The sequence below is a fragment of the Anoxybacillus ayderensis genome (assembly GCF_000833605.1).
In the GTDB taxonomy this organism is placed as follows: domain Bacteria; phylum Bacillota; class Bacilli; order Bacillales; family Anoxybacillaceae; genus Anoxybacillus; species Anoxybacillus ayderensis.
In genome coordinates this window covers 45,971-64,212 of sequence record NZ_JXTG01000001.1, presented here as the reverse complement: position 1 = coordinate 64,212, position 18,242 = coordinate 45,971, and the positions used below count along the sequence as shown (strand labels likewise).

20 protein-coding genes are annotated in these 18,242 nt (G+C 43.0%); 6 read left to right on the top strand and 14 right to left on the bottom strand.

The genetic code is table 11. The features are described 5' to 3' along the window. The first annotated feature begins 382 nt into the window (after nucleotides 1-382). The 3 genes from JV16_RS00315 (at nucleotide 383) to JV16_RS00305 (ending at nucleotide 3,181) form a co-directional block, all read left to right on the top strand. Nucleotides 383-598 (top strand): DNA-dependent RNA polymerase subunit epsilon, encoded by a 216-nt coding sequence (locus JV16_RS00315; protein ID WP_021094462.1) that lies wholly within the window; start codon nucleotides 383-385, stop codon nucleotides 596-598. Further along, nucleotides 595-2,262 carry a ribonuclease J1 gene (gene rnjA / locus JV16_RS00310; protein WP_035064035.1) on the top strand — a complete coding sequence of 556 codons (1,668 nt, stop codon included), beginning with the start codon at nucleotides 595-597 and terminating at the stop codon, nucleotides 2,260-2,262. The genes JV16_RS00315 and rnjA overlap by 4 nt, the downstream gene beginning before the upstream one ends. Nucleotides 2,263-2,674: 412 nt before the next feature. After that, nucleotides 2,675-3,181, top strand: a complete 507-nt coding sequence (locus JV16_RS00305; protein ID WP_042533734.1) for a hypothetical protein — start codon at nucleotides 2,675-2,677, stop codon at nucleotides 3,179-3,181. A gap of 70 nt (nucleotides 3,182-3,251) precedes the next feature. On the opposite strand, the gene JV16_RS00300 is transcribed toward JV16_RS00305, so the two are convergent. From JV16_RS00300 to cbpB, 5 genes are all read right to left on the bottom strand, one after another. After that, nucleotides 3,252-3,917: a potassium channel family protein gene (locus tag JV16_RS00300; RefSeq protein ID WP_021094464.1), complete on the bottom strand. Its 666-nt coding sequence runs from the start codon at nucleotides 3,915-3,917 to the stop codon at nucleotides 3,252-3,254. Beyond that, nucleotides 3,914-4,375: a TlpA disulfide reductase family protein gene (locus tag JV16_RS00295; protein WP_042533732.1), complete on the bottom strand. Its 462-nt coding sequence runs from the start codon at nucleotides 4,373-4,375 to the stop codon at nucleotides 3,914-3,916. Before JV16_RS00295 ends, JV16_RS00300 begins: the two co-directional genes overlap by 4 nt. After that, on the bottom strand, nucleotides 4,375-5,508 hold the full coding sequence (locus JV16_RS00290) for an N-acetyldiaminopimelate deacetylase (RefSeq protein ID WP_042533729.1): 1,134 nt from the start codon (nucleotides 5,506-5,508) through the stop codon (nucleotides 4,375-4,377). The genes JV16_RS00295 and JV16_RS00290 overlap by 1 nt, the downstream gene beginning before the upstream one ends. A 42-nt stretch (nucleotides 5,509-5,550) precedes the next feature. Beyond that, the gene (gene dapD, locus JV16_RS00285; protein ID WP_009362595.1) at nucleotides 5,551-6,258 is read right to left on the bottom strand and encodes a 2,3,4,5-tetrahydropyridine-2,6-dicarboxylate N-acetyltransferase; all 708 of its coding nucleotides are present in this window, start codon (nucleotides 6,256-6,258) and stop codon (nucleotides 5,551-5,553) included. Nucleotides 6,259-6,320: 62 nt separating this feature from the next. Next, nucleotides 6,321-6,779, bottom strand: a complete 459-nt coding sequence (gene cbpB / locus JV16_RS00280) for a cyclic-di-AMP-binding protein CbpB (protein ID WP_042533725.1) — start codon at nucleotides 6,777-6,779, stop codon at nucleotides 6,321-6,323. A gap of 92 nt (nucleotides 6,780-6,871) precedes the next feature. Here cbpB and JV16_RS00275 point away from each other — a divergent pair, with 92 nt between their 5' ends. Next, nucleotides 6,872-7,414: a type II toxin-antitoxin system PemK/MazF family toxin gene (locus JV16_RS00275; RefSeq protein ID WP_021094468.1), complete on the top strand. Its 543-nt coding sequence runs from the start codon at nucleotides 6,872-6,874 to the stop codon at nucleotides 7,412-7,414. A 323-nt stretch (nucleotides 7,415-7,737) separates the two neighbouring features. Here JV16_RS00275 and JV16_RS00270 read toward each other — a convergent pair whose 3' ends face one another. The 4 genes from JV16_RS00270 to fadH all read right to left on the bottom strand — a co-directional run bounded on the left by JV16_RS00270 (nucleotide 7,738) and on the right by fadH (nucleotide 10,477). After that, a complete protein-coding gene (locus tag JV16_RS00270; protein ID WP_003396622.1) occupies nucleotides 7,738-7,977 on the bottom strand; it encodes a YkuJ family protein in 240 nt (79 codons plus the stop codon). A 101-nt stretch (nucleotides 7,978-8,078) separates the two neighbouring features. After that, nucleotides 8,079-8,312, bottom strand: a complete 234-nt coding sequence (locus JV16_RS00265; protein ID WP_052025515.1) for a hypothetical protein — start codon at nucleotides 8,310-8,312, stop codon at nucleotides 8,079-8,081. A gap of 95 nt (nucleotides 8,313-8,407) precedes the next feature. Next, complete coding sequence (locus JV16_RS00260) at nucleotides 8,408-9,622, bottom strand: EAL domain-containing protein (protein WP_042533720.1); 1,215 nt, start codon at nucleotides 9,620-9,622, stop codon at nucleotides 8,408-8,410. 99 nt (nucleotides 9,623-9,721) lie between these two features. Then, nucleotides 9,722-10,477: a 2,4-dienoyl-CoA reductase gene (fadH, locus tag JV16_RS00255; RefSeq protein ID WP_042533718.1), complete on the bottom strand. Its 756-nt coding sequence runs from the start codon at nucleotides 10,475-10,477 to the stop codon at nucleotides 9,722-9,724. A 148-nt stretch (nucleotides 10,478-10,625) separates the two neighbouring features. Here fadH and JV16_RS00250 point away from each other — a divergent pair, with 148 nt between their 5' ends. Beyond that, entirely contained in the window at nucleotides 10,626-11,474 is an 849-nt protein-coding gene (locus JV16_RS00250) for a metallophosphoesterase (protein WP_042533716.1), read from the top strand. Here JV16_RS00250 and crcB read toward each other — a convergent pair. From crcB to JV16_RS00230, 4 genes are read right to left on the bottom strand one after another with little or no spacing between them, the layout of a single operon-like run. Beyond that, a complete protein-coding gene (gene crcB, locus JV16_RS00245) occupies nucleotides 11,469-11,801 on the bottom strand; it encodes a fluoride efflux transporter CrcB (protein WP_021094474.1) in 333 nt (110 codons plus the stop codon). The two genes, JV16_RS00250 and crcB, sit on opposite strands and share 6 nt — an antisense overlap. Next, nucleotides 11,798-12,184, bottom strand: coding sequence for a fluoride efflux transporter FluC (locus JV16_RS00240; protein ID WP_021094475.1), 387 nt, complete (start codon nucleotides 12,182-12,184; stop codon nucleotides 11,798-11,800). The genes crcB and JV16_RS00240 overlap by 4 nt, the downstream gene beginning before the upstream one ends. Before the next feature lie 12 nt (nucleotides 12,185-12,196). Next, nucleotides 12,197-14,281 carry an RNA degradosome polyphosphate kinase gene (locus JV16_RS00235; protein WP_021094476.1) on the bottom strand — a complete coding sequence of 695 codons (2,085 nt, stop codon included), beginning with the start codon at nucleotides 14,279-14,281 and terminating at the stop codon, nucleotides 12,197-12,199. A 2-nt stretch (nucleotides 14,282-14,283) separates the two neighbouring features. After that, nucleotides 14,284-15,795, bottom strand: coding sequence for a Ppx/GppA family phosphatase (locus JV16_RS00230; protein ID WP_021094477.1), 1,512 nt, complete (start codon nucleotides 15,793-15,795; stop codon nucleotides 14,284-14,286). A 305-nt stretch (nucleotides 15,796-16,100) separates the two neighbouring features. On the opposite strand from JV16_RS00230, the gene JV16_RS00225 reads away from it, so the two are divergent. After that, nucleotides 16,101-16,541 carry a YkyB family protein gene (locus JV16_RS00225; protein ID WP_021094478.1) on the top strand — a complete coding sequence of 147 codons (441 nt, stop codon included), beginning with the start codon at nucleotides 16,101-16,103 and terminating at the stop codon, nucleotides 16,539-16,541. 58 nt (nucleotides 16,542-16,599) lie between these two features. Here the strand turns inward: JV16_RS00225 and JV16_RS00220 are convergent, their stop codons facing one another. Continuing rightward, nucleotides 16,600-18,198: a putative bifunctional diguanylate cyclase/phosphodiesterase gene (locus tag JV16_RS00220; protein ID WP_042533714.1), complete on the bottom strand. Its 1,599-nt coding sequence runs from the start codon at nucleotides 18,196-18,198 to the stop codon at nucleotides 16,600-16,602. Nucleotides 18,199-18,242: the final 44 nt, after the last annotated feature.

Genomic DNA, 18,242 nt, shown 5'->3' with positions numbered 1-18,242 from the left:
TTCACAAACCTACCGTAACGGAATTGCGTCACATTGTCAACGAATCGGTTAAACAATGGCATATTTTCCTATGCAAAATTTGTCGATGATCTTCTTATAATAAATCATAGAGAAGACATTTACTTTCCTGCAAAATCGGATACAATAAAAGTGAGGAGTGATGCGTCATGTTGAAAAAGTTGAAACGCAAGCTGCTCAAACAATGGAAAGAACTTTTGCGCAGAAAATCGATTGCGTAGTTGTACGAGCCCTTCTATTGAAGGGCTTCTTTTCAATTTTGTTTCCCATTCCACACTTTTTATATATAATAAGAAAAGCGGAAAGCGTCCGGAGCTAAATATCGCTTTATTTTTAAACAAATGACAAAAAGGAGAGATGAACGTTGATTTTTAAAGTGTTTTACCAAGATACGATCGATGAAGTACCTGTAAGAGAAAAAACGAAGACGCTATACATTGAAGCGGATAGCGAGCGAGATGTGCGCCGAAAATTACAAGACCGTCATATCAATATTGAATACATTCAACCGCTTGAGGGAGCGCATTTAGCGTACGAACAACAAAACGCTCATTTTCACGTATTGGAGATTAAACAATGAACATGTTAAAAAATAAGCAAGTCGGTGTTTTCGCTCTCGGCGGTCTAGGCGAAATTGGGAAAAATACATATGGGGTGCAATATGAAGATGAAATCATCATCATTGATGCCGGCATTAAATTTCCGGAAGACGAATTGCTCGGCATTGATTACGTCATCCCTGATTACAGCTATTTAGTGAAAAATGCGGAAAACATTAAAGGGTTATTTATTACGCACGGACATGAAGACCATATTGGCGGCATTCCGTATTTGCTTCGCCAAGTGAACGTTCCGATTTACGGCGGCAAATTGGCGCTTGGACTCATTCGCAATAAACTAGAAGAGCACGGATTGTTGCGTCAAACGAAGCTCATTGAAATAAAAGAAGACGACGTCATTTCGTTCGGAAAAACAGCGGTGACATTTTTCCGTACAACGCACAGCATTCCAGATAGCTACGGCATCGTCGTCAAAACGCCGGTCGGACAAATCGTGCATACGGGCGACTTTAAATTCGACTTTACGCCTGTTGGCGAGCCAGCGAACTTAACGAAAATGGCCGAAATCGGAAAAGAAGGCGTCCTTTGTTTATTGTCTGATAGCACAAATAGCGAAATCCCGCATTTTACAATGTCGGAACGGCGCGTCGGCGAAAGCATTCACGACATTTTCCGAAAAGTGCAAGGACGCATTATTTTTGCGACATTCGCTTCGAACATTCACCGCTTACAACAAGTGACGGAAGCCGCTGTATTAAACAATCGAAAAATCGCCGTATTCGGACGAAGCATGGAAGCGGCTATTGAAATTGGCCAACAGCTCGGCTACATTAAATGTCCGAAAGATACGTTTGTCGATGCGGCGCAAATTAATCGCCTCCCTGCCCATCGCGTCACGATTCTTTGTACCGGAAGTCAAGGCGAGCCGATGGCAGCGTTGTCGCGCATCGCTAACGGGTCGCATCGTCAAATTCAAATTATGCCGGGCGATACAGTCGTCTTTTCGTCTTCGCCAATTCCGGGCAATACCGTAAGCGTCAATCGCATTATTAATATGCTTGCGCGCGCAGGAGCGGAAGTCATTCACGGACCGCTTAGCGACATTCATACGTCTGGTCACGGCGGACAAGAAGAACAAAAATTAATGATTCGCTTAATGAAGCCAAAATATTTTATGCCGATTCATGGCGAATATCGCATGCAAAAAATGCATGTGAAACTTGCGGTTGATTGCGGTGTGCCAGAAGAAAACTGCTTTATTATGGACAATGGTGATGTGCTCGGCATTAGTGAAGAAGGGGCAAGCATCGTTGGCAAAATTCCGTCCGGTTCCGTATATATCGACGGAAGCGGCATTGGCGATATCGGCAACATCGTCTTGCGCGACCGTCGCATTTTGTCAGAAGAAGGATTAGTGATCGTCGTTGTAAGCATCAATATGAAAGAAATGAAAATCGCTTCCGGACCAGACATTATTTCGCGCGGATTCGTCTATATGCGTGAATCTGGCAACTTAATTAGCGATGCGCAACAACTGATCGCCAAACATTTACAACAGCTGCTTGAACAAGGAACAAATCAATGGTCGGACATTAAAACAGAAATTACCGATACGCTCGCACCGTTTTTATACGAAAAAACGAAACGCAAGCCAATGATTTTACCAATTATTATGGAAGTATAGGAAAGAAGGTGCCCGGTTGGACACCTTCTTTCATTTTCTCCTTTACTTTCAAATATTTTATTGGGATGAGTGAAATGTTTGTAGGAGAAAAAAGACAAGTTCTTCGTTTAGTATAATAAGGAATTTAACAAGTATGTTCATTGACAGAATAAATTCCGTTGAATATAATGAAAATATAAATGTAGGGTGTTTTAGTTACCTACGATTGTCTTTTCGCCACCATTAGAAATTGCGGTGGCAAAAGATCGGACAAATGATTTGAAAACTTGTCGCTCATCCGCAGGCGACTAATAAGTGGCGGACTCGAAAACTTGTCGCTCATCCGCAGGCGACTAATAAGTGGCGGACTCGAAAACTTGTCAGAAAAAGAAGCGGGGTATCCGCTTCTTTTTTTGGATTGGGGTATTATGATATGTCTGAACATTTTAAAATTTATTTCATCAAGGAAGAATTTTTTTCAATCACCGATTGGACACAATACAAAGTACCTATAAAAGAGAGAAGACCTGCGTTAATTTTAGTCATTGAAAAAGAAGAATTCCCTGATGGGCTTTTTTGTATTCCAATCACAAAAGATGATGATAAAAACGGAAAGATTAAAGCATTATCGATGAAAAGACCAGATTTTATACACCCCATTAAAATAAATCGTTATGATAGTTATTTATTGATACAAAATATGTATGTGATTCATAAACAATTCATTGGCCAACCATATACTTTAAATGATGTTCCTTTTGAAATTAAAAACACAAAGCTCCGAGGAGAAATAATGAAAAAAGTAAAAAAAGTGGATGCACTTTTGAAACAAGGAATCATTCATTACGTACCAAGAGAAAAAGTGTTTGAAATCCAATTGAAATATCTAGAAGAAAAAAGAATTCTTGAAAGGACAAATATCATAAATAACCATACCTAATGAAAAAGACGGAAATATATTCTGTCTTTCAGATTGTTGAAAAGAAGGTGCCCGTTTGGACACCTTCTTTTTATTCTCCAACGACTTCGCTTTCAAAACGGTCAATGTCTTGATCGGCACCGATGACGATTAAAATATCACCTGCGTAAATGACTTCTGAGGCAAGCGGTGAAACGATAATGTCGTTGTTTCGTTTGATTGCAACGATGTTAATGCCGTATTTGGCACGAATGTCTAACTCAAGAAGCGAATGACCATGGAGCCGTTCGTTTGCGACAATTTCGACGATGCTATGGCGATCGGACAGTTCTAAATAGTCAAGCACGTTGTTTGAAATCATATTGTTCGCAATTCTTTCGCCCATATCTCGCTCAGGATGGACGATATGGTCGGCACCAATTTTTTTCAACACTTTTTCATGATAATCGTTCGTCGCTTTTACCGTAATTTTTTCGACGCCGAGCTCTTTTAAAATAAGCGTTGTTAAAATGCTCGCTTGAATGTTGTCACCGATGGCAACGATAACGTGGTCAAAGTTGCGAATGCCTAAACTTTTCAAAACGTTTTCGTCCGTTGAATCGGCAACGACGGCTTGTGAGGCAATCGATGCATATTCGTTCACTTTCTCTTCGTCTACATCAATCGCAAGCACTTCCATTCCTTGCTCGCTTAACGTGCGACATACGCTACCTCCAAAACGCCCGAGACCGATGACAGCAAATTCTTTTTTCTTCACGACATATCCCCTCTTGTTCGATATTCATCAATGACGCGGATGATTCGTTTTTCTAACATATTCATTCCACCGCTTCCTGCTTGGTAATGGCGAAATATACCGTTGGCATCAAATACGTAATACGTCGGTACGCACCGGTTATCAAACGCCTCTTTTAACCGGTGATCGTTGTCAATGAGAAGCGGATGTGTAATCCCATATTGTTCCGCAAGCTGTTTGACGACTTCAACGTTTTCATCACCGTCGCGTCGCGGCATATGAATCGAAATGACGTGTAACTCCTCTTTATAACGATCGCGAAAGACGTTCACTTGTTTCATTCCGTCTTTACAAAGATGGCAGCTCACCGCCCAAAAATGAATGAGCGTCGGTTTGCCGATGAGCTGTTCGCGAGTGACATTTTCGTTTAGTACGACTGTTGCTCCGTCTAATGATGGCATAGGTTCTCGTAATTTCATCATTCTTCTTCCTCTACTTTATGATTTCCTTTCCAAGCGATATAGCGAGTCAAAAGTTCAATAGCGACACCGATCGCTTCTTCGTTCGGATTTAATTTGGCATGATGCAAACCGAACGGAGATTGCACGCCGAGCCAAAACATAAAGCCGGGAATGCGCGCGAGCATGTAGCCGAAATCTTCGCCCGTCATCGCTTCTTGACAACGAACGAGATGAACATCTGTTTTTTGTTCCACAAATTGCATAAATTCATTCGTTAACGCTTCATCGTTATACACTTGGTAATACATCGAACCGTAATCAATATGCGCTTCGCAGTCGTAAGCGACTTCGATGCCGCGCACGATCGCTTCAATGCGCCCTTTTACTTTTTCCATCGCTTCCGGAGATAACGTGCGAATCGTCCCTTCTAGTCTTGCCCGCTCGGCGATAACGTTTTGTACGGTGCCGCTCGTCAGTTTGCCAATCGTAATGACCGCGCTATCTAGCGGATTGACGTTGCGCGAGACGATCGTTTGCAGCTGCATAATGAGGGCGCTGGCGGCAACGACCATATCTTTCGTTTCATGCGGAAACGCCGCATGTCCTCCTTTGCCGATTAAATCAATAAAAAGCTCGGACGTATTCGCAAACAATAACCCTTCTTTTGTCGCAATCGTTCCGACCGGATATTCAGGAGCAATGTGCAAAGCGATCACCATATCGGGCATCCATTGTTTCATTTCATCGCTTTCAAGCATCGGAAGCGCCCCGCCCGGTCCTTCTTCGGCTGGTTGAAAAATAAACAGCATGTCATCACGAATGGGATGATGAACAACATGAGTGAGCACACCGAGGGCAATCGCCATATGCATATCGTGCCCACATGCATGCATGCGTCCTTCATGCGTTGAACGAAACGGGACGTCCGTCTGCTCGTCAATCGGCAGCCCGTCCATATCGGCGCGATAGCCGATCGTTTTCTTCGGTGCCATGCCGAGAACTCGCACGAAAATGCCTGTGCGCCACGTTTTCATTTGCAACCGTTCTTGTGGGAGACGAGCTAAATAATCTAATATGTATCGTTGTGTTTTCCACTCTTGAAAGCCGAGCTCAGGAATTTGATGCAAATCGCGGCGGATGTTTATAAACATTTCGATCCTCCTTTTGAAAAAAGCGTGGATCCATTCCACGCTTTATAGTTGGCGAAGTTCTTGTTTAATTTCAACTTTTGCTTTTGTTTTTTCGTCAATTTGTTTAATGACGCGCGCGGGTACGCCTGCAACAACGGTATATGGAGGCACATCTTCTGTCACGATCGCACCTGCGGCAACGACCGCACCTTTTCCGACCGTTACTCCTTCTAAAATGACCGCGTTTGCTCCGATCATCACATCATCTTCTACAATGACCGGTTTAGCTGACGGTGGCTCAATGACACCAGCAAGTACTGCTCCCGCACCAACGTGGCAGTTTTTTCCGACTGTCGCACGTCCGCCAAGCACAGCGTTCATATCGATCATCGTTCCTTCACCAACAACGGCGCCGATATTAATGACCGCCCCCATCATAATGACGGCATTGTCGCCAATTTGCACTTGATCGCGGATAATCGCTCCCGGCTCGATGCGCGCTTTAATATGTTTTAAATCAAGAAGTGGAATCGCAGAATTGCGACGGTCGTTTTCCACGACGTAGTCTTCGATTTTATGTTTGTTCGCTTCAAGCGCTGCTTCAATGTCTGCCCATTCGCCAAATACGACGCCTGTCTGACCTGTAATAAATGTTTTCGCGCTCGGGCCAAAATCAATGTCAGCGACGTCTCCTTTTATGTATACTTTCACAGGTGTTTTCTTTTTGCTGTTTTGAATAAAGGAAATAATTTCATTTGCGTCCATCATCATCGCAACTTCCTCCTTATCGTTTTATTTTTTTACTTTAACAAATGAAATAAACGGTGACAAGCCTATTGTCGCTTTTCGTACATCGAGCGATTAAATCGCTTTAATATTTCACGCCGCGTCACAATGCCTACAAAATAACCGTCATCATTTTCTACGCATAAAAATGGGTGATCAATAAGCAACTTCAACGCCTTTAAAAATGAATCGTTTATATGTAGGCGCGGCATGTTGCGCTGCATCACTTGTTCGACTTTCATCGTGTCAAGCCGCTCGAACTCGATGCGCTCAATACCTAAAATGGCATCCATAATCATCGTCATACTAATGAGCCCTTGCAGTTTATACGTCATATCTAATACCGGGATAGCTGAGTATCCTGTGCGCGTTAAGACGAGTAACGCGTGTTGTAAATGATTCCCCACTTGCACGTGCGCCACTTTATCGGACGGAATCATTAGTTCAGTCAGCGATGGTTGTTGCATCGTCATTCCGCCTTTCACAATATAATCCCCATTTGTCATTGTATCATGTTCGTTTCGATATGGAAAAGCGAGAAGTGCATCGGATATGATACAATAATAAACGGAATTGTATCACATGGGGGGAGAAAATAATGGAATCGGAAGCCGTAAAACGCGAACGATTGCGCCTAAAAAAAGAAAGCAAAAAAGCGAAGCTAAATGAATGGCATGCGAAAAAAATAACATTAGCAAGCAAATGGATTGAAAACGAAACGACGCAAAAAAGTCGCCGAATCATCCGCGGTGGTGTGTATATGTGTGAACTAGGAGAAAATATCGGGACTGAACAAGGGGAATGCCGCCCGGTCATTGTCGTATCTAATGATCAAATTAATCTTTCGTCAGGCAACGTCTCGATCGTACCGTTAACGAAAAATTTAAAAAAGAAAGCGATTTTCAAAAACGGGGAAATCGTTACATATTTAAATGAGCCGCGATATCACAGCCACTATTTTCTTTTTAAAAACAAATACCCATTTTTAGATTATGATTCGGCTGTTTTAGGAGAAGAAACAAAAACCGTAAGCAAAATTCGCTTAAAAGAACATAAAGGGAATATCGACGTGAAAGACATGGAAAAGATTATGATTCGTATTGAATGGGTTTTCGGACTTAGAAAAAGCTTAAAAAAATAATAAACGGGCTTGACAGTCACTCGTACATCAAGATATATTTAAGTCAAACATATACATCGCCTGTCTCGTCACGGGCAAACCACGTGATGAATCACGTTTTTTCTCACAAGGACCTGCCAAAAGGTCCTTTTCGCATATTTTATGCATAAAATGAGTGATATAAAAATAAACTGACCATACGTCGCCTGTATTTGTCACAGGCAATTCATTCGCTATATTAGCGAAGTCATCACTGCCTGTCTTGTCACAGGCAACCTAGGGGCTATCTAATGAGCTTACTGCTCAATGATTAGATAGCTCCTTTTCATATGCCTTTTGAACAATTAATTCAACAAATCGAAGATTTCAATGGCGATCATATCAATGTTGTCGAATTGATACGATTTCGGCTTTTCGCCTTTTTCGTACACTTCTAATACGAACGTGTTCGTTTTTTCATAATATGTCACGCTACATTTTTTTTCACCATTGACTTCAAAGTTGCGTTGTGGCGCTTCGTTCGTTCCTGTTTTTTGTTCTTGTAAGCTAATTAACCGTTGGATAATGCCTAATAATTGCGACATGACATTCATTCCTTTCCGATACGTATTTCAGCGACTATTCACTACTGTACCAAGATTCACGAAAAAAGTAAACAAAAACGAAAGCCCACAAAAGCGGGCTTTTACGTTTGAATGGCGACGTATGCGATATACCCGAGCAAAAGAGCGACAAACACGATGTATGCAATAAAAATCGGATTGCGGACATACGGATGGGCAGCCACTTTTTCGCTGACGGGCGCATCGTATTCACCTTGCACTTTTTGTCGCTTTCCTACTTGATACGTATAAACAAGTCCCCCGACTAATACCCCGCTAGCAACAAGTAAAAGCATCCAAGAAAATGTATCCATCATCGCCCACCTCTCTAGGAAACGGTGCGCAAACATCGCCTTGGCGTGACACAACGTTTGCGCCTTATGCTTACTTTTCCACCGCGAACGATATTTTATTACAAATGGGCGTTATGCTCAAATAAATATTCATACGTTAAATCGATAAACAAATAATGATGTTCATCAATCGGATACGAGTATGTGCGGATCGTTTCACCTGTTTCAATGTCGCTGTACAAATCAGATAAAATGCCTCGTTTGCGGGAGCGCATGCGAATAATATTTTCTAAAAAATACGGACGCCAGCTCCAATTTTTCATTTCGTATTGCGGCTGTAGCTCCCACGTTTCGCCTCGTTTAAATATGTTCGCGGACTGTTGAAATCCGTCTTCATCGCATACGTAAATGCGAAAACTACAATCGCTTAAATGTTTGGCTAGGGCGGAAATGAGTTCGTTAAACGATGAAGCTTTTTTATGTTTCGCCACAAGCTCGGATACGCGCGCTTGAAATTGTTCGGAAATATCGTATAACGTTTGCAGTTTCTTTTTTTCATGTTGAATGAACGTATGAAATTGATTGCGCAACGTTTCTTTTAATAAATGTGGCGGAAGAAATGACGGTGACGGTTCGTGCAAATAATAGCCTTGATAATATCGGCCGCCGTTTCGCCACGCATATTGAAGTTGAAAGGCGTTTTCTATCCCTTCATATAAAAGGGTCGCCCCAATTTTCCGCGCTAAAAGCGAAATGGAATAAAGCACATCATCGTACGATACCGCTGTCGCTGACGTGCGCAACGCACGCAAATCAATTTTTAATAAATCGGGTGCTAACAACCGAATGCGATCTAAGTTGCTGCTTTCTTTCCCAATATTATCAACCGCAATTTGAATGCCGTATGTACGCAAATACGTCAATACGTGCCCGAGCTGTTGAATGTCGCCTTTAAAATGATGCTCGGTTATTTCAAGGACGACTTGGTTTAACTTCAGTCCTTTTTCTTTATATTGAAGAAGAAGTTGCAAAAACGATTCCCCCCGGTCGATCATTAACACGTTCGCATCACGATTAATGAAAATGAGCGATGCGGGCTGCCCGTGAACAAACTGTTCGAGCGCTTTTGTCGTTACCGCCAAGTCGACTTCCATCCGAAACTCCTCTGGAATCGTTTCGTCGTGAAAAAATGGGCCGAGGCTCATTACTTCATCCCCTTGCTGAAAGCGCCCAAGCACTTCATATCCGACGATGCATTGCTCGTCGGCGCTAAAAATCGGTTGGTAATACGGAACGACTTGATCGATGTGTGTTAAAATGTCTAGCGCATCCAAAACGACGCTTCCTCCCCCGTTTTTTCACTCATTATATCATAAGAAAAATAAAAGTGCTTGTCGGGAAACAGAAGAAAAGCGACGTCAGCAAACGTCGCATTAAAACGGATGTTGATTGAGCCATTGCCCGCCGTCGACCGTAATGCACTCGCCATTAATGTATGCGGCCGCATCAGAAAGCAAAAACGAGGCGACTGCTGCAATTTCTTCTGGCGTACCGAAACGGCCGAGCGGCACGCTATCTTTCACACGCTTTTCCATCTCTTCTGATAAAATAAGCTTTTCTGCTCCACCTGTTCGCTCAATCGGACCGGGAGCGATGGCGTTGACGCGAAAGCCGTATTTTTTTCCCCACTCGACCGCTAACGTGCGCGTCATCGTTAGCACGCCTGCTTTGGCGCATGCCGAATGAATGACGCCTGCCCCCGCTCCCCAAGCATATGTAGCAACGATGTTAATGATCGATCCTTTTTGTCCTTTTTCAATCCAATAGTTTCCGACTTCTCGACTGCAATAAAACGTCCCGTTTAAAACGATGTCGATGACGCTATTCCAACCGTTAATCGATAGCTTTTCTGCTGGACAAATAAAGTTTCCTGCAGCGTTATTAATTAACGCATCAATTTTTCCGAACCGTTCATCTGTTTCTTTTACCATCGCAGCGACTAATTCTGGTTGACGGACGTCCATGACGATCGGAAGCACGCTTCCCCCGATCTCATTCGCCGCTTCTTCAAGCGCTTCCTTTCTTCTTCCGGTAATGACGACATGCGCTCCTTCATCCGCAAAACGCTTCGCCATATATTTTCCCATGCCGCTTGAACCGCCTGTCACAATCACAACTTTCCCCTTCATCTTCTCATCCCCTTTTATGAATGGTTGTTCATTCATTTTTATTGTACTATATATTTAGAAAATTTTTAATATTGTTTTTGCTGTTTTTATCAACTTTTTTCTTTTATAATGAATGAAGAACATTTTCGCGTGGTAAGGTTTGAAAATTATGAAACGACGAGATTTTTTACAAACGTTTTTTTCTTTATTCGTCAAAGGGGCGTTGCTTTCCACGGCGGGATATATGTATGCCAAATATATTGAGCCGAGGCAGTTGACGGTACGGCGTTACGAGATCGTGCATCCGCTTATTCCAAAAAGCTTTGATGGCTGTCGACTTCTTCAATTTAGCGACGTGCATTTAGGGTATCATTATACTGTTGACCATTTTCAACGCGTCGTGAAACGAATGAACGACCTCGATCCGCATCTCATTTGTTTTACAGGCGATTTGCTTGATGAACCGAACAAATATGAGCATGTCGATGCGATTACATCACTATTAGAAACGCTTCATGCTCCGCTTGGGAAGTATTGTATTTATGGAAACCACGATCACGGCGGATACGGAACAAATATATACAAAGACATGATGGAGAACGCTGGGTTTCGTTTACTCGTGAACGAATGGGTACGTGTTCGTCAAGGGAACGAACAAATTGTCATTGCGGGGTTGGACGATTTTATGCTCGGTCAGCCAAATTTCGCAAAGACGGTGCAACAGTTGCCAAAGGAAACGTATACGATTGCGCTTATTCATGAGCCTGATCTTGTCACACAAGCGAGCGTCTATCCGTTTCATCTTCAGCTGTCTGGTCATAGCCACGGGGGACAAATTCAACTGCCGTGGATTGGACCGCTCGTCACCCCTCCGCTAGCGAAACAATATGTCGAAGGGTTTTACGACGTCGAGCAACTCACCTTATACGTCAATCGCGGCCTTGGAACGACGCGCATGCCGTTTCGCTTTTTAACCCCACCAGAATTAACGTTGTTCACATTAAAAGCCGGGTCATAACATAAACCCGGCTTGAAACATACATATGCTTCCGATGAGTGAGGCAACGATGTAAAGAGATGCTTCTTTATATCGCTTTCCTAATAATAGTTGCAACGCTTCAACGCTAAATGTCGAAAACGTCGTAAACGCTCCGAAAAAGCCAACCGTGATCCCGACGGCTTGCACGTCGTGTGCAAGCACGATGCCAAGCCCGAACGAACCGAGCCAATTAATGAACAAAATGGAAAGCGGCACACGTGATTTTCTCGTCCAGCGCAACAACCATATGCCAAGCTGATAGCGGCACCACGCTCCAAACGCTCCGCCAAGAGCGACCGCAATCATGACGCCTCACCTACTTTTTTCATACCCATTCGCTCTCCCACATACACGCCTGCATAACAAAAAAGCAAGCCCCCAACGAAAGATGTGAGCACATATGCATTCGCAAGTCCAACATGTTCGTGCCATAGCATGATCGTCTCTTTACTAAACGTCGACATCGTCGTCAATCCGCCGCAAAATCCTGTTCCGATGCCGAGACGCAACCATTCGGCCATTTTTTTCTTTCCGACGTAAGACGTAAGTGCCCCAAGTAAAAACGAACCGATATAATTAACGAGCAACGTTCCCCACGGAAATGTGAGAAATGGGAATACAATCGCTACACCGTATCGACATAGCGCCCCTAGCGCTCCGCCAAGGGCCACCGCTCCGCTTTCTTTCACATCATCATCTCCTTATTCTTCATCGTCTGCGACATCGTATGCCATGTGAAATAAAACCATTTGGCTATCTATTTCTTCTTCTCCTTCTTCCCGTTTTACATAATGATATTCGCCTCGTTCGTTTTGCTCGCGCGCTTTTACATTATCAGAAAGCAAAATGTGCAACACGTCAATAAGCCGCTGTTTTAATTCGTTTTTAAAAATCGGAAATAAAATTTCGATGCGGCGGTCCATATTGCGCGTCATCCAATCGGCAGATGATAAAAAGACGCGCGCTTGTCCATGGTGATGAAAATAATATACGCGGCTATGCTCTAAAAAGCGACCGACGATGCTGCGGACGCGAATGTTTTCGCTTACCCCTTTCATTTGCGGGCGCAAACAACAAATGCCGCGCACAATTAAATCAATTTGCACCCCTGCTTGAGACGCTTCGTATAGCTTCATGATGAGCTGTTTGTCCGTTAATGAGTTCATTTTCGCGATGATGCGCCCATCGCCATATTGTTTATGATAGCGAATTTCTTCGTCGATGAGCTGTAAAAATTGTTGCCGTAAATCAAACGGGGCGACGACTAAATGGCGAAATTCCGGTTTTTCCATATAGCCGCTTAAATAATTAAAAAAGTTTGTCGCATCTTCGCCAAATTGTTCGTTCGACGTAATCAAACCAAAATCGGTGTACACTTTGGCGGTCGCGTCGTTATAATTGCCTGTTCCTAAATGAACGAACCGCTCAATTTTCCCATGTTTTTGCCGAACGATTAACGTAATTTTACTATGTGTTTTTAAATGCGTCATGCCATAAATGACGTGGCATCCTGCTTTTTCAAGCTCTTTCGCCCACTGCACGTTATTTTCTTCATCAAACCGCGCTTTCAATTCAACGAGAACGGTCACTTGTTTGCCGTTTTCCGCCGCTCGTTTTAACGCCTCAATGATCGGAGAATCTCCGCTGACGCGATACAGCGTTTGTTTGATCGCTAACACGTCCGGATCGTCTGCCGCATCGGAAATAAAATCAATGACTGGCTCAAACGACTCATATGGGTGATGAAACAATAAATCGCGCTCTTTCGCTTTTTCAAATATATCTTCATCGTCATCTACATCTTTTGGGGGTTGCGGAATGAGCGTTTGAAAAACGAGATGTTCTTTATATTTCGCCACTTCATAATAAAACGAAAAGAAAAACGTTAAATCGATCGGTCCGTCAATTTGATACACATCTTTTTCATGAATTTCTAACTCATCTAATAAATAATCGAGCACCCATTCGTCAAACCCTTTTTTGCTCATTTCAAGCCGAACAGCTGCGCCCCATTTTCTCTTTTTTAGCTCTTTTTCAATTTCTTTTAATAAATCGCGCGCCCCTTCTTCGTGAATCGTTAAATCGGCGTTGCGCGTAATGCGAAATTGCGTCACAGACGAAACGGTGTATCCTTTAAATAACGTATGAATAAACGTCGTAATGACATCTTCTAACAGCGCATAAGCGTGCATGTCGTTGTTTGCTGGCAATGGAATGAAGCGATTTAACACCGCCGGCACTTGCACGATCGCTAATTTTTTCCGTTCATCTTCATCTTCCTCATCGTCAAGGACGATCGCTAAATTTAAACTTTTGTTCAACAACATCGGAAACGGACGATACGCATCGACAGCCATCGGCGTTAACACCGGAAAAATATTTTTCATAAAATACGACTGTAAATATGTCGTCTGTTCGTCGCTCCACTCGTTTGGAGCAAGCAAATATACTCCTTCTTTATTTAACATCGGCAACAGCGTTTCGTTGTACATGTCGTACTGCCATTTTACAAGCGTATGCGTTTTTTTCGCAATTTGTTTCAACTGTTCTTTCGGCGTTAATCCCGCTTTATTTTCCGGCTTATTAAATCCAGCTTTCACTTGATCTTTTAACCCCGCGACGCGCACCATAAAAAACTCATCTAAATTCGAGCTAAAAATCGCTAAAAATTTCAGCCGTTCTAATAACGGATTGCGTTCGTCCATCGCTTCTTGCAAGACGCGCTCGTTGAAGGCTAGCCAACTTAATTCGCGGTTATTGTAATAACGCGGATGGCTTAAATCCATATTCATCCCTCCAAATGAAACTGTAATTGAATCGGGCGTTTTAACATTTTTTCCACATGTTTTTTATGTTTTTCCGCTTGATATTCTTCCGCTTTAAACGATTGACTGCAAAAAAGATGCATGACGACTATGTCCCCTTGAAGCTCAAGCTGCACCCGCTCAACGATGTTTCGCTTCGTATCGTTTAAGCTGTAAGCAAATTTTAATAGCGCACCGAGAAAACGAAGCTTTTTTTGTTCTGCGCGGGTAAACCACAAATGAAACGGCTGAATGTATTGTTTAAACAACGTCTTATTTTTAAACGAAGCGACAAGCGCAAGCTGCACACGATCGCGATGGCTTAATCCGTCAATCGTTCGATTCGCTAAAAGATAAAACGTATGTTGGCTGCTTGCTTCTTCATCGACATATTGCCCTAAATAAAACACGTGAGCGGCGCGCTTTAATAAGACGAGATCTTCCCCCGTTAGCGGAAAAAGCGAAAGCGTGCGCATTTGTTCAAACAGTTGAATGACAAGTTTTAATACGTGTTGTACATGGTTTGTATTTACTTCGTAATCTTGGGCTAGTTCAAAAAAACTTTCATCTAATACGCTGGGAAAGACGATCGGCCCAAACTGTTCGTAAAAAATGCCGTCGCGCAATCCTTTTCGGCTTAAAATAAACATCGTCGCATCAACGGTTTCGTATAACGTTTGAAACACTTCGACCGCAGGAATAATTAAATCCGCTCGATCTTTCGATAATGATTCGACTTTTTGCAGCTGTTCAAACGTCAACGAACGCAAATATTTTTTTACTTGTACAATGTCGTCTCGCTTCATTTCGTATTGATGAATGCCCGCAATCGGATAGTTTTGTAACATTTGATGCACTTGCACGACGTTTCGGGCACTTCCTCCGATCGCAATGATTGGCAGGCGGCGTTGTTTTAGCCACGGAAGCGATTGAAATTGTTTGTCGACGTATGCACGCAACGTTTGTAGTTCTTCATCTGTCGGCACGTTTCCTGCGACAAACTGACGTTTTAGCGATAACGCCCCAAACGGGAAGCTATGATAGTCGACAAGTTCGCGGTTATGAAAATACGTCACTTCCGTACTTCCACCGCCAATATCGACCGTAATCCCTTCATGAAATGACGTCGATTGAATGACGGCTAAAAAGCCGTAGTATGCTTCTTCATATTCGGATAAAATACGAATACGAAAATCGGTTTTTTCTGCAATAAAGCGAACGATGTCATCGCGATTGCGCGCTTGACGAATCGTTGCCGTCGCCACACATTTGACATCGTGCAGGTGATGAAAACGCGTCACATCTTGAAATGTGAGTAGTCCATCTAAAAGGACGTGCAATCCTTCCTCTGTAAAAAAGCCGTCTTCCGTTAAATAGTTGCGCAGGCGAGCTGCAATTTTTACATTTTCCCGCTCGCGCAACCGACCGCTTTTGCTTCGTTCGTAAATGACGAGGCGCATCGTATTCGAGCCGATATCAATAATGCCGTATTTCAACGTTTACCCTCCTCTATGTAAAAAACGAATTAAAAATTTTCCAAAAACATAGACGATCGTGTATAATAAAAGTGTATAAAGGAAAAGCGAAAAGCGCCTGCTTATCGGCGAAGAGCGCACAAGCCCCACCGAGGAAAGCTCGAACCAAGCGGTCGCTCGGTTCTGCGTGGGTAACATCACTGAAGTGTCTCAATGTGTCGCCGCCGAAAGAAGGGGCGGAGCGATTCGAGCCGATGGCGCTTGGAGCTAGACAGCTCCCTAAATCTGAAATTTTATATTATCTTTCAAAAAGGAGTGGAATGCCAATGGAAACAGTCGAATGCACCGTGGAAAACTTATCGGTCGCTCTGTTTACGGTCAACCGTCATGCGAAAACAGCGTTAAATCCTTCTTACTTGTATTTGCTAAAGAAAAAAACGATTGAAAAAATGCTCGAAGAAGGAACAGCGAAAAAAGTTGGGCTTCATTTTTCCCGAAATCCGAAGTACAGCCAACAAAAGTCGGACGTGCTTGTGGCGATCGGTCAATATTACTTCCACATACCTCCAACAAAAGAAGACTTCAAGCATTTGCCTCATCTCGGTACGTTGGACGATTCTTATCGCAACCCTGTTGCTAAAATGCCGTTGTCTCAAGCGAAACGTTTACTTCAAGCATATACAGGCATCACACCAGAAGATGTGCAACCGAAGCCGAAACGTTACGACTGGTCACGTCCGCATCGGTTCGGGAAAACATTTCGGTAAGGACAAGCTTCGAGCTTCAACAATCATACTTTATTATATTACACAAAAGGGCGGCCTCTTAATGAGATCGCCCTTTTTTACTTTGGACTAATTGTTCAAACTGTTCAGCTGAGAGCGGTTTGCTGAAATAATAGCCTTGGGCGCGGTCGCAACGTTCTCGTTTTAAAATCGCAAGTTGCTCTTCCGTTTCCACCCCTTCGGCAATGACTTTCATTTGTAAGCTGTGCGCCACTTCAATGACGGCGCGAACGATCGATAAGTCGTATGAATGTTTCACCATATCTTGCACAAACGAACGGTCAATTTTTATAATGTCGACCGGAAGCTTTTTTAAATAGTTCAACGAAGAATAGCCTGTCCCAAAATCGTCAACGGCAAGTTGAAGCCCTAAACTTTTTAACGATTGAAGTTGAGCGAGCACATAATCGATATGATGCATCGCCATACTTTCTGTAATTTCTAGTTTTAAGCAAAACGGATCTAAATCGTACGTGCGCAACACGTGTTCAATATGTTTCACTAAATCCGCTTGCAAAAATTGTTTAATCGAGACGTTAATGCCGATTTGCACATGTGGGAGCCCTTTTTTCCTCCACACTTTACTTTGTTCACATACTTGTCGCAACACCCAATCGCCAATCGCTTGAATTAAATTCGTTTCCTCCGCGATCGGAATAAACGTCGCCGGCGAAATCCAGCCGCGTTTCGGATGATGCCAACGCAACAGTGCTTCGACCGCCACAATATCGCCTGTTTGAATATCGACAATCGGTTGATAATGGAGCATAAATTCATTTTGCTTTAACGCTTTTCGAATGCTATGCTGAATGTACAATTTTTCTTCGTTCGTCTTTTTTAATTCGTTCGTATAAAAACAGTACGTATTTCCCCCGTTTTCTTTCGCAATTTCAAGCGCCAAGTCGGCAAACGACATGAGCGTCGTCCAATTGGTTGCATCATGAGGAAAGACGCTTACTCCAATGCTTGGCGTCACCGTCAACTCTTGATCGGTCAGTTGAAACGGGACGGAAAATAATTGCATCATTTCGCCAAGTAAACGATGCAATTCATTTCGGTCAATCGTATAAAAAGCGAGAAAAAATTGATCGCGATGTTGTCGTGCAACGATGCCGTTTTCATAGCGACGCAATCGCTCCGCTACTTGTTTTAACAATTCGTTTCCACGTTCATAGCCAATTAAATCGTTAATAAACTTAAATCGGTCTAAATTAAGCGACAATAACGTAAACGGTTCGTTTTGATTTATTCGCTCGCAAAGCATATGTTGAAACGAATCGTACGACAAGACGCCCGTTAATGTATCGGAATCGTCATCGTCTATCAAAAAGCACCCGGTCCAAATGAAATGCGATTGAAACGAATACACGTGCACATATGCATGACGATGATCGACGATCGCTTGTCCGCACCACATATTGTTTGTATGTAATGTAGAAATGGCTTCATGAGCACGGTCAACGAGTTGTTGCACGACGCCATAGCGACGTGATAGTTGTCTCATAAACGATTCGCCCATATACACAATTGTGCCATCTTCGTTCGTAACAAAAAAAATCGCACATTGATCAAACTTTTGCCCAACGGCCTCCCATTTCATCAATGGAGGGTGTTGGAATAAAAACTGCTGTTCATTCATGTTGTAATCCTCGCTTTTTGTATTGTCCCTCCTTCTTTTATTAA

Excerpts from the sequence above, each read along its gene's own strand:
- rnjA (WP_035064035.1), top strand. The coding sequence starts at position 595 with ATGAACATGTTAAAAAATAAGCAAGTCGGTGTTTTCGCTCTCGGCGGT.
- JV16_RS00305 (WP_042533734.1), top strand. The coding sequence starts at position 2,675 with ATGTCTGAACATTTTAAAATTTATTTCATCAAGGAAGAATTTTTTTCA.
- JV16_RS00295 (WP_042533732.1), bottom strand. The coding sequence starts at position 4,375 with ATGAAATTACGAGAACCTATGCCATCATTAGACGGAGCAACAGTCGTA.
- JV16_RS00290 (WP_042533729.1), bottom strand. The coding sequence starts at position 5,508 with ATGTTTATAAACATCCGCCGCGATTTGCATCAAATTCCTGAGCTCGGC.
- dapD (WP_009362595.1), bottom strand. The coding sequence starts at position 6,258 with ATGATGATGGACGCAAATGAAATTATTTCCTTTATTCAAAACAGCAAA.
- cbpB (WP_042533725.1), bottom strand. The coding sequence starts at position 6,779 with ATGACAAATGGGGATTATATTGTGAAAGGCGGAATGACGATGCAACAA.
- JV16_RS00275 (WP_021094468.1), top strand. The coding sequence starts at position 6,872 with ATGGAATCGGAAGCCGTAAAACGCGAACGATTGCGCCTAAAAAAAGAA.
- JV16_RS00270 (WP_003396622.1), bottom strand. The coding sequence starts at position 7,977 with ATGTCGCAATTATTAGGCATTATCCAACGGTTAATTAGCTTACAAGAA.
- JV16_RS00265 (WP_052025515.1), bottom strand. The coding sequence starts at position 8,312 with ATGATGGATACATTTTCTTGGATGCTTTTACTTGTTGCTAGCGGGGTA.
- fadH (WP_042533718.1), bottom strand. The coding sequence starts at position 10,477 with ATGAAGGGGAAAGTTGTGATTGTGACAGGCGGTTCAAGCGGCATGGGA.
- JV16_RS00250 (WP_042533716.1), top strand. The coding sequence starts at position 10,626 with ATGAAACGACGAGATTTTTTACAAACGTTTTTTTCTTTATTCGTCAAA.
- crcB (WP_021094474.1), bottom strand. The coding sequence starts at position 11,801 with ATGATTGCGGTCGCTCTTGGCGGAGCGTTTGGAGCGTGGTGCCGCTAT.
- JV16_RS00235 (WP_021094476.1), bottom strand. The coding sequence starts at position 14,281 with ATGGATTTAAGCCATCCGCGTTATTACAATAACCGCGAATTAAGTTGG.
- JV16_RS00225 (WP_021094478.1), top strand. The coding sequence starts at position 16,101 with ATGGAAACAGTCGAATGCACCGTGGAAAACTTATCGGTCGCTCTGTTT.
- JV16_RS00220 (WP_042533714.1), bottom strand. The coding sequence starts at position 18,198 with ATGAATGAACAGCAGTTTTTATTCCAACACCCTCCATTGATGAAATGG.